The organism is Nocardioides sp. (genome assembly GCF_047607365.1).
Lineage (GTDB): Bacteria > Actinomycetota > Actinomycetes > Propionibacteriales > Nocardioidaceae > Nocardioides.
On record NZ_JASGDD010000166.1, the window covers coordinates 1 to 5,973 of the forward strand.

Sequence of the window (5,973 nt, forward strand, 5' to 3'; positions counted from 1 at the left end):
ACTCGGCCGCGCTGAGTCCGGCCGACCCGGCCTCCAGCACCTGGGCGGGCCGCATCGTCCTGCTGCGTCGGGCACGGCCGGCCAGCAGCAGCACCGCCACCGACAACGCCAGCAGGATCACGAGGACCGCCACCACCTGCAGCGTCGGGATCGAGCTCACCCGGTCGAAGCCGGAGTCGATCAGTCCCTCGAGCCAGCGCTCCAGCCGGCCGAGCACGTCGCCGTCCTGGTACTCCCGGTGGAGCAGCTCGCGGCGCAGCAGCTCCCGGCCCTCGTCGGGCGAGGGCAGCAGCCCGTCGGCCCCGACGAGGCGACTCACCCAGCCACCGGGCGGCCCTGGCCCTCGCCGAGGAGGCCGGCACGCTCCATCAGCTCCACGTCGAAGGACTCCTTCCGGATGCGCTGGTCGACGTAGAGCAGCGAGACGACCGCGGCCATGAACGGCGTGGTCACCGCGGCCGAGACGATCGTGCCGAGCGCCTGACTGGCGATGGTGGCCACCAGGTAGAGGTCCGGGTCGACGAGCGGCACGACCGCGCCGGCGATGCTGAAGGGCATCGCGAGCATGCTGCCCGCGATGGAGCTCGCGATCCCGGTGAGCAGGCTGATGCCGAAGATCCGCCAGAAGGCGCCGGAGCTGAGCCGCCACGACCGGCGGATCGCGCCGAAGACGCCGACGGGCTCGCTGATCAGCGCGGGCAGCGAGATGACGGCCAGGCGCACCCACAGCCAGATCCCCAGCGGGACGAGGAGGACCAGCCCGACGAGCGCCCAGATCACGTAGGGGAGCACCCCGGAGTCCGCGAGGGCCAGCACCACGAACGGCACGGCGTAGACAGTCACCGCGAGCGCCACGGCCAGTCCGTTCAGCAGGGCCAGCCCGATCACCCGCCAGCGCTTGCCCCGCGTGGCCGCCCAGGCCTCGCCCATGCGCATCCGTACGCCGGCGCCGGCCTCGATCGTGAGGCGCGAGGTCATCGCGGTGCACAGGAGCAGTCCCATCGCCTGGGCGATCGCGGCCACGACGTACGAGCCGAAGATGGCGGCGAAGGCGACGAGGCCGCCGGTGCCCATGTCCGTCGACTCCGCGTCGAGCGCGCCGACGCCGCTCCAGGTCGCGATCACGCTGCCGACCACCGGGACCACCATCGCGCCCGCGGCGATCAGCGTCGCCGCACCGATGGTCGCGCCCGCGTTGTACCGGATGATCCGGATCGCCGCCTCGAGGACGTCGCCCAGGCCCAGCGGGCGGAGCGGGAAGGCGCCCGGCCGGACGGTGAGGGCGAGCGGCGCCGGCGCCCAGGTCGCGGGCGGTGCCGGCTGCCACGCCGCAGGGGCAGGAGGCGCTCCCCACCCGGGCGGCGGAGGCGGGCTCGGAGGGGCTCCGGGCGGCGGTGGCCACTGATCCGTCATCCGGCTCTCCCTCCGTGATCGTGGACGGTGCACAGTCTGTCAGGACCGAGCTCTGCGATTTGGCGTTCGCCCGCGAGCGGTGGCAGGATTCTCGAGTTGCTCCGGCGGGGTTGCCGGGGTGCGGCTACATCTTGATTACTGAATCGCGTCTCCTGGATCGTCTCAGGTCCAGTCGTGTGCCGGTGGTCAGGTCTGTGTCCGCACCGCTACGGAGACCCGATTCCCGACTGTCAGCCCTCTGGCAGCCGTTAACCCAGAAACCCGAGCAGTGCGACTCCCTGATGTGGGTCGTGTCGTGTGAAGAAGTTTCACCTAGAAGCTGCGCGACACGCCCGACCGCGGGGGTCGGACTGTTGAAGAGAAGGACGAGAGAGACAGATGGCGGGACAGAAGATCCGCATCAGGCTCAAGGCCTATGACCACGAGGTGATCGACACCTCGGCGCGCAAGATCGTGGACACCGTCACCCGCACGGGTGCGAAGGTCGCCGGCCCGGTGCCGCTGCCGACCGAGAAGAACGTCTACTGCGTCATTCGCTCGCCCCACAAGTACAAGGACTCCCGCGAGCACTTCGAGATGCGCACCCACAAGCGCCTCATCGACATCATCGACCCCACCCCGAAGACCGTCGACTCCCTCATGCGCCTGGACCTCCCGGCCGGCGTCGACATCGAGATCAAGCTCTGAGGCAGGTGAACTGACATGACTTTCGAGCGCAACGTGAAGGGCCTGCTGGGCACCAAGCTCGGCATGACCCAGGTCTGGGACGAGAACAACAAGGTCATCCCGGTGACCGTCGTCGCCGCCGCGACCAACGTGGTCACGCAGATCCGCCAGCCCTCCGTGGACGGCTACAACGCCATCCAGGTCGGCTTCGGCGAGATCGCGAGCCGCAAGGTCACGAAGCCGGCTGCCGGTCAGTTCGCCAAGGCGGGCACCACCCCGCGCCGGCACGTGGCCGAGATCCGCACGGCCGACGCCTCGTCGTACACGGTGGGCCAGGAGCTCGCCGTCGACACCTTCGCCACCGGCGACGTCATCGACGTCACCGGCACCTCGAAGGGCAAGGGCTTCGCGGGCACGATGAAGCGCCACGGCTTCGCCGGTGTCTCGGCGTCGCACGGTGCTCACCGCAACCACCGCAAGCCGGGCTCGATCGGCGCGTGCGCCACCCCCGGCCGCGTGTTCAAGGGCGTCCGCATGGCGGGTCACATGGGTGCCGACACGGTCACCACCCAGAACCTCACCGTGCACGCCGTCGACGCGGAGAAGGGCCTCATCCTGATCAAGGGTGCCGTCCCCGGCCCCAAGAACGGCCTGCTCGTTCTCCGCTCCGCTGCGAAGAAGGAGGCCTGATCACCATGGCTGACACCAAGTTGAACGTCGTCGAGGTCGAGCTCCCGGCCGAGATCTTCGGCGTGGACGTCAACGTCCCCCTCATCCACCAGGTCGTCGTGGCCCAGCAGGCCGCGGCTCGCCAGGGCACCCACGCGACGAAGACGCGTGGCGAGGTCCGCGGTGGCGGCAGGAAGCCCTACAAGCAGAAGGGCACCGGCCGTGCCCGCCAGGGCTCGACCCGGGCGCCGCAGTTCGCCGGCGGTGGCACCGTCCACGGCCCGCAGCCGCGCGACTACAGCCAGCGCACCCCCAAGAAGATGATCGCCGCCGCGCTCCTCGGCTCGCTCTCGGACCGTGCCCAGCACGGCCGCGTGCACGTCGTCGAGGGCTTCGGCATCGACGGCAAGCCGTCGACGAAGGCGGCGCTCGCCGGCCTGCGCGAGCTGACCGACCGCTCGAAGTACCTCGTGGTGCTCCAGCGCGAGGACGAGCTCACCTGGCTCTCGCTGCGCAACGCCCCGGAGGTCCACCTCCTGGCCGCCGACCAGCTCAACGCCTACGACGTGCTGGCCGCCGACGACGTCGTCTTCACCAAGGGCGCGTTCGACGCGTTCGTCGCCAAGAAGGGAGAGTCCAAGTGAGCACCCTGCACAAGGACCACCGCGACATCCTGCTCGCGCCGGTCGTCTCCGAGAAGAGCTACGGCCTGCTCGACCAGAACAAGTACACCTTCCTGGTGCACCCGGACGCCAACAAGACCGAGATCAAGATCGCGGTCGAGAAGGTGTTCAACGTCAAGGTCACCTCGGTCAACACGATCAACCGTCCGGGCAAGGTTCGCCGCACCCGCAACGGCCTCGGCAAGCGCAAGGACACCAAGCGCGCCATCGTGTCGCTCGCCGAGGGTCACCGCATCGACATCTTCGGGGGTCCGGTCGCCTGACCGGCCTGACTAAGGACTGATCGAACAATGGCTATTCGCAAGTACAAGCCGACCACCCCGGGCCGTCGCGGCTCCTCGGTGGCCGACTTCGTCGAGATCACCCGTACGACGCCGGAGAAGTCGCTGGTCCGCCCGCTCTCCAAGACCGGCGGTCGCAACAACCAGGGTCGCATCACCACCCGTCACAAGGGCGGTGGCCACAAGCGCGCCTACCGCGTGATCGACTTCAAGCGCTACGACAAGGACGGCGTGCCGGCCAAGGTCGCTCACATCGAGTACGACCCCAACCGCACCGCGCGCATCGCGCTCCTGCACTACGCCGACGGCGAGAAGCGCTACATCGTCGCGCCGAAGGACCTGGCCCAGGGCACCGTCATTGAGTCGGGTCCGACCGCGGACATCAAGGTGGGCAACAACCTGCCGCTGCGCAACATCCCGGTCGGCACCACGATCCACGCGATCGAGCTCCGCCCCGGTGGCGGCGCGAAGATCGCCCGCTCGGCCGGCATCTCGGCCCAGCTCGTCGCCCGCGAGGGCAGCCGCGCCACGCTCCGCATGCCCTCGGGCGAGATGCGGTACGTCGACGTCCGCTGCCGCGCGACGGTGGGCGAGGTCGGCAACGCCGAGCAGTCGAACATCAACTGGGGCAAGGCCGGCCGCATGCGGTGGAAGGGCGTCCGCCCGACCGTCCGCGGTGTGGTCATGAACCCGGTCGACCACCCGCACGGCGGTGGTGAGGGCAAGACGTCCGGTGGACGTCACCCCGTCTCCCCGTGGGGCAAGCCCGAGGGCCGCACGCGCAAGCGCAAGGCCAGTGACGCCCTCATCATCCGTCGCCGCAAGTCCGGCAAGAACAAGCGTTGATAGGGGAGTAGTCCAATGCCTCGCAGCCTCAAGAAGGGTCCCTTCGTCGACGGCCACCTCGAGAAGAAGGTGGACGCCGAGAACGAGAAGGGCACCCAGAACGTCATCAAGACCTGGTCGCGCCGCTCCATGATCCTGCCGTCCTTCATCGGACACACGATCGCGGTGCACGACGGTCGCAAGCACGTGCCGGTCTTCATCACCGACTCCATGGTCGGCCACAAGCTCGGCGAGTTCGCACCGACCCGCACCTACAAGGGTCACGTCAAGGAAGACCGGAAGGGGAAGCGTCGATGACCGCCACCGAGCGCAGTCGCACCAGCGCCCGCCGTGAGTCCCTCCTCGGCGACCAGCCCGGTGCCTTCGCGAGCGCCCGCTACCAGCGGATCACGCCCCTGAAGGCCCGCCGCGTCGTCGACCTGGTCCGCGGCCTGCCCGTCGACGACGCCCTCAACCTGCTGGCCTTCGCGCCCCAGGCGGCGTCCGAGACCGTCTACAAGGTGCTCGAGAGCGCCGTCGCCAACGCGGAGACCACCGAGGGCCTGTCCCGCGGCGACCTGGTCGTCTCGAACGCCCAGGTCGACGAGGGTCCCACCATGAAGCGGTGGCGCCCCCGCGCCCAGGGCCGGGCCACCCGGATCAACAAGCGCACCAGCCACATCACCATCGTGGTGACGCCGGCCAAGAAGGAGGCCTGAGCATGGGTCAGAAGATCAACCCGAACGGCTTCCGTCTCGGCATCTCGACCGACCACAAGTCGCGCTGGTACGCCGACAAGCTCTACAAGTCGTACGTCGGCGAGGACGTCGCCATCCGCAAGCTCCTGTCCAAGGGCATGGAGCGCGCCGGCATCGCCCGCGTCGAGATCGAGCGCACCCGTGACCGCGTGCGGGTCGACATCCACACCGCGCGTCCCGGCATCGTCATCGGTCGCCGTGGCGCCGAGGCCGACCGCATCCGCGGCGAGCTCGAGAAGCTCACCGGCAAGCAGGTCCAGCTGAACATCCTCGAGGTCAAGAACCCCGAGGTCGACGCGCAGCTGGTCGCCCAGGGTGTCGCCGAGCAGCTCTCCGGCCGTGTGCAGTTCCGCCGTGCCATGCGCAAGGCGATGCAGACGACCATGCGCTCGGGCGCCAAGGGCATCCGCATCCAGTGCTCGGGCCGCCTCAACGGCGCCGAGATGTCGCGCACCGAGTTCTACCGTGAGGGTCGCGTTCCGCTGCACACGCTGCGGGCCGACATCGACTACGGCTTCTACGAGGCGCGCACGACCTTCGGCCGCATCGGCGTGAAGGTCTGGATCTACAAGGGCGAGGTGTCCGGCAGCCGTGCCGAGCGCCAGGCTCAGCAGGCCGCCCGCGCCGGCGTCCCCGGCCGCAGCGGCCGTCCCACCCGTGGTGGCGAGCGTCCGAGCC

General features: G+C 69.5%; 10 protein-coding genes. 8 read left to right on the forward strand and 2 right to left on the reverse strand.

Features of this window, described 5'->3' with window-relative positions:
- On the reverse strand, nucleotides 1-319 hold a 319-nt coding region (locus QM572_RS12925; protein WP_415093735.1), incomplete at its 3' end, for a hypothetical protein.
- Nucleotides 316-1,413 (reverse strand): glycerophosphoryl diester phosphodiesterase membrane domain-containing protein, encoded by a 1,098-nt coding sequence (locus QM572_RS12930; protein ID WP_415093737.1) that lies wholly within the window; start codon nucleotides 1,411-1,413, stop codon nucleotides 316-318. The genes QM572_RS12925 and QM572_RS12930, both read right to left, overlap by 4 nt.
- Before the next feature lie 378 nt (nucleotides 1,414-1,791).
- Here QM572_RS12930 and rpsJ point away from each other — a divergent pair, with 378 nt between their 5' ends.
- The 8 genes from rpsJ to rpsC all read left to right on the forward strand — a co-directional run.
- Nucleotides 1,792-2,100, forward strand: coding sequence for a 30S ribosomal protein S10 (gene rpsJ / locus QM572_RS12935; RefSeq protein WP_008360994.1), 309 nt, complete (start codon nucleotides 1,792-1,794; stop codon nucleotides 2,098-2,100).
- A gap of 15 nt (nucleotides 2,101-2,115) precedes the next feature.
- Nucleotides 2,116-2,769: a 50S ribosomal protein L3 gene (rplC, locus tag QM572_RS12940; RefSeq protein WP_415093742.1), complete on the forward strand. Its 654-nt coding sequence runs from the start codon at nucleotides 2,116-2,118 to the stop codon at nucleotides 2,767-2,769.
- 5 nt (nucleotides 2,770-2,774) lie between these two features.
- Nucleotides 2,775-3,392, forward strand: a complete 618-nt coding sequence (gene rplD / locus QM572_RS12945; RefSeq protein WP_415093744.1) for a 50S ribosomal protein L4 — start codon at nucleotides 2,775-2,777, stop codon at nucleotides 3,390-3,392.
- Nucleotides 3,389-3,694 (forward strand): 50S ribosomal protein L23, encoded by a 306-nt coding sequence (gene rplW / locus QM572_RS12950; RefSeq protein ID WP_415093746.1) that lies wholly within the window; start codon nucleotides 3,389-3,391, stop codon nucleotides 3,692-3,694. Before rplD ends, rplW begins: the two co-directional genes overlap by 4 nt.
- A gap of 27 nt (nucleotides 3,695-3,721) precedes the next feature.
- Nucleotides 3,722-4,558, forward strand: a complete 837-nt coding sequence (rplB, locus tag QM572_RS12955) for a 50S ribosomal protein L2 (protein WP_415093748.1) — start codon at nucleotides 3,722-3,724, stop codon at nucleotides 4,556-4,558.
- Between the two features lie 15 nt (nucleotides 4,559-4,573).
- The gene (rpsS, locus tag QM572_RS12960) at nucleotides 4,574-4,855 is read left to right on the forward strand and encodes a 30S ribosomal protein S19 (protein ID WP_415093750.1); all 282 of its coding nucleotides are present in this window, start codon (nucleotides 4,574-4,576) and stop codon (nucleotides 4,853-4,855) included.
- Nucleotides 4,852-5,256, forward strand: coding sequence for a 50S ribosomal protein L22 (gene rplV / locus QM572_RS12965; RefSeq protein ID WP_415093752.1), 405 nt, complete (start codon nucleotides 4,852-4,854; stop codon nucleotides 5,254-5,256). Before rpsS ends, rplV begins: the two co-directional genes overlap by 4 nt.
- 2 nt (nucleotides 5,257-5,258) lie before the next feature.
- Nucleotides 5,259-5,973 (forward strand): 30S ribosomal protein S3 (gene rpsC / locus QM572_RS12970; RefSeq protein WP_415093754.1); only part of this gene is annotated, 715 nt, incomplete at its 3' end.

Coding starts and splice junctions, on each gene's coding strand:
- QM572_RS12930 (WP_415093737.1), bottom strand. CDS start 1,413: ATGACGGATCAGTGGCCACCGCCGCCCGGAGCCCCTCCGAGCCCGCCT.
- rpsJ (WP_008360994.1), top strand. CDS start 1,792: ATGGCGGGACAGAAGATCCGCATCAGGCTCAAGGCCTATGACCACGAG.
- rplC (WP_415093742.1), top strand. CDS start 2,116: ATGACTTTCGAGCGCAACGTGAAGGGCCTGCTGGGCACCAAGCTCGGC.
- rplD (WP_415093744.1), top strand. CDS start 2,775: ATGGCTGACACCAAGTTGAACGTCGTCGAGGTCGAGCTCCCGGCCGAG.
- rplB (WP_415093748.1), top strand. CDS start 3,722: ATGGCTATTCGCAAGTACAAGCCGACCACCCCGGGCCGTCGCGGCTCC.
- rpsS (WP_415093750.1), top strand. CDS start 4,574: ATGCCTCGCAGCCTCAAGAAGGGTCCCTTCGTCGACGGCCACCTCGAG.
- rplV (WP_415093752.1), top strand. CDS start 4,852: ATGACCGCCACCGAGCGCAGTCGCACCAGCGCCCGCCGTGAGTCCCTC.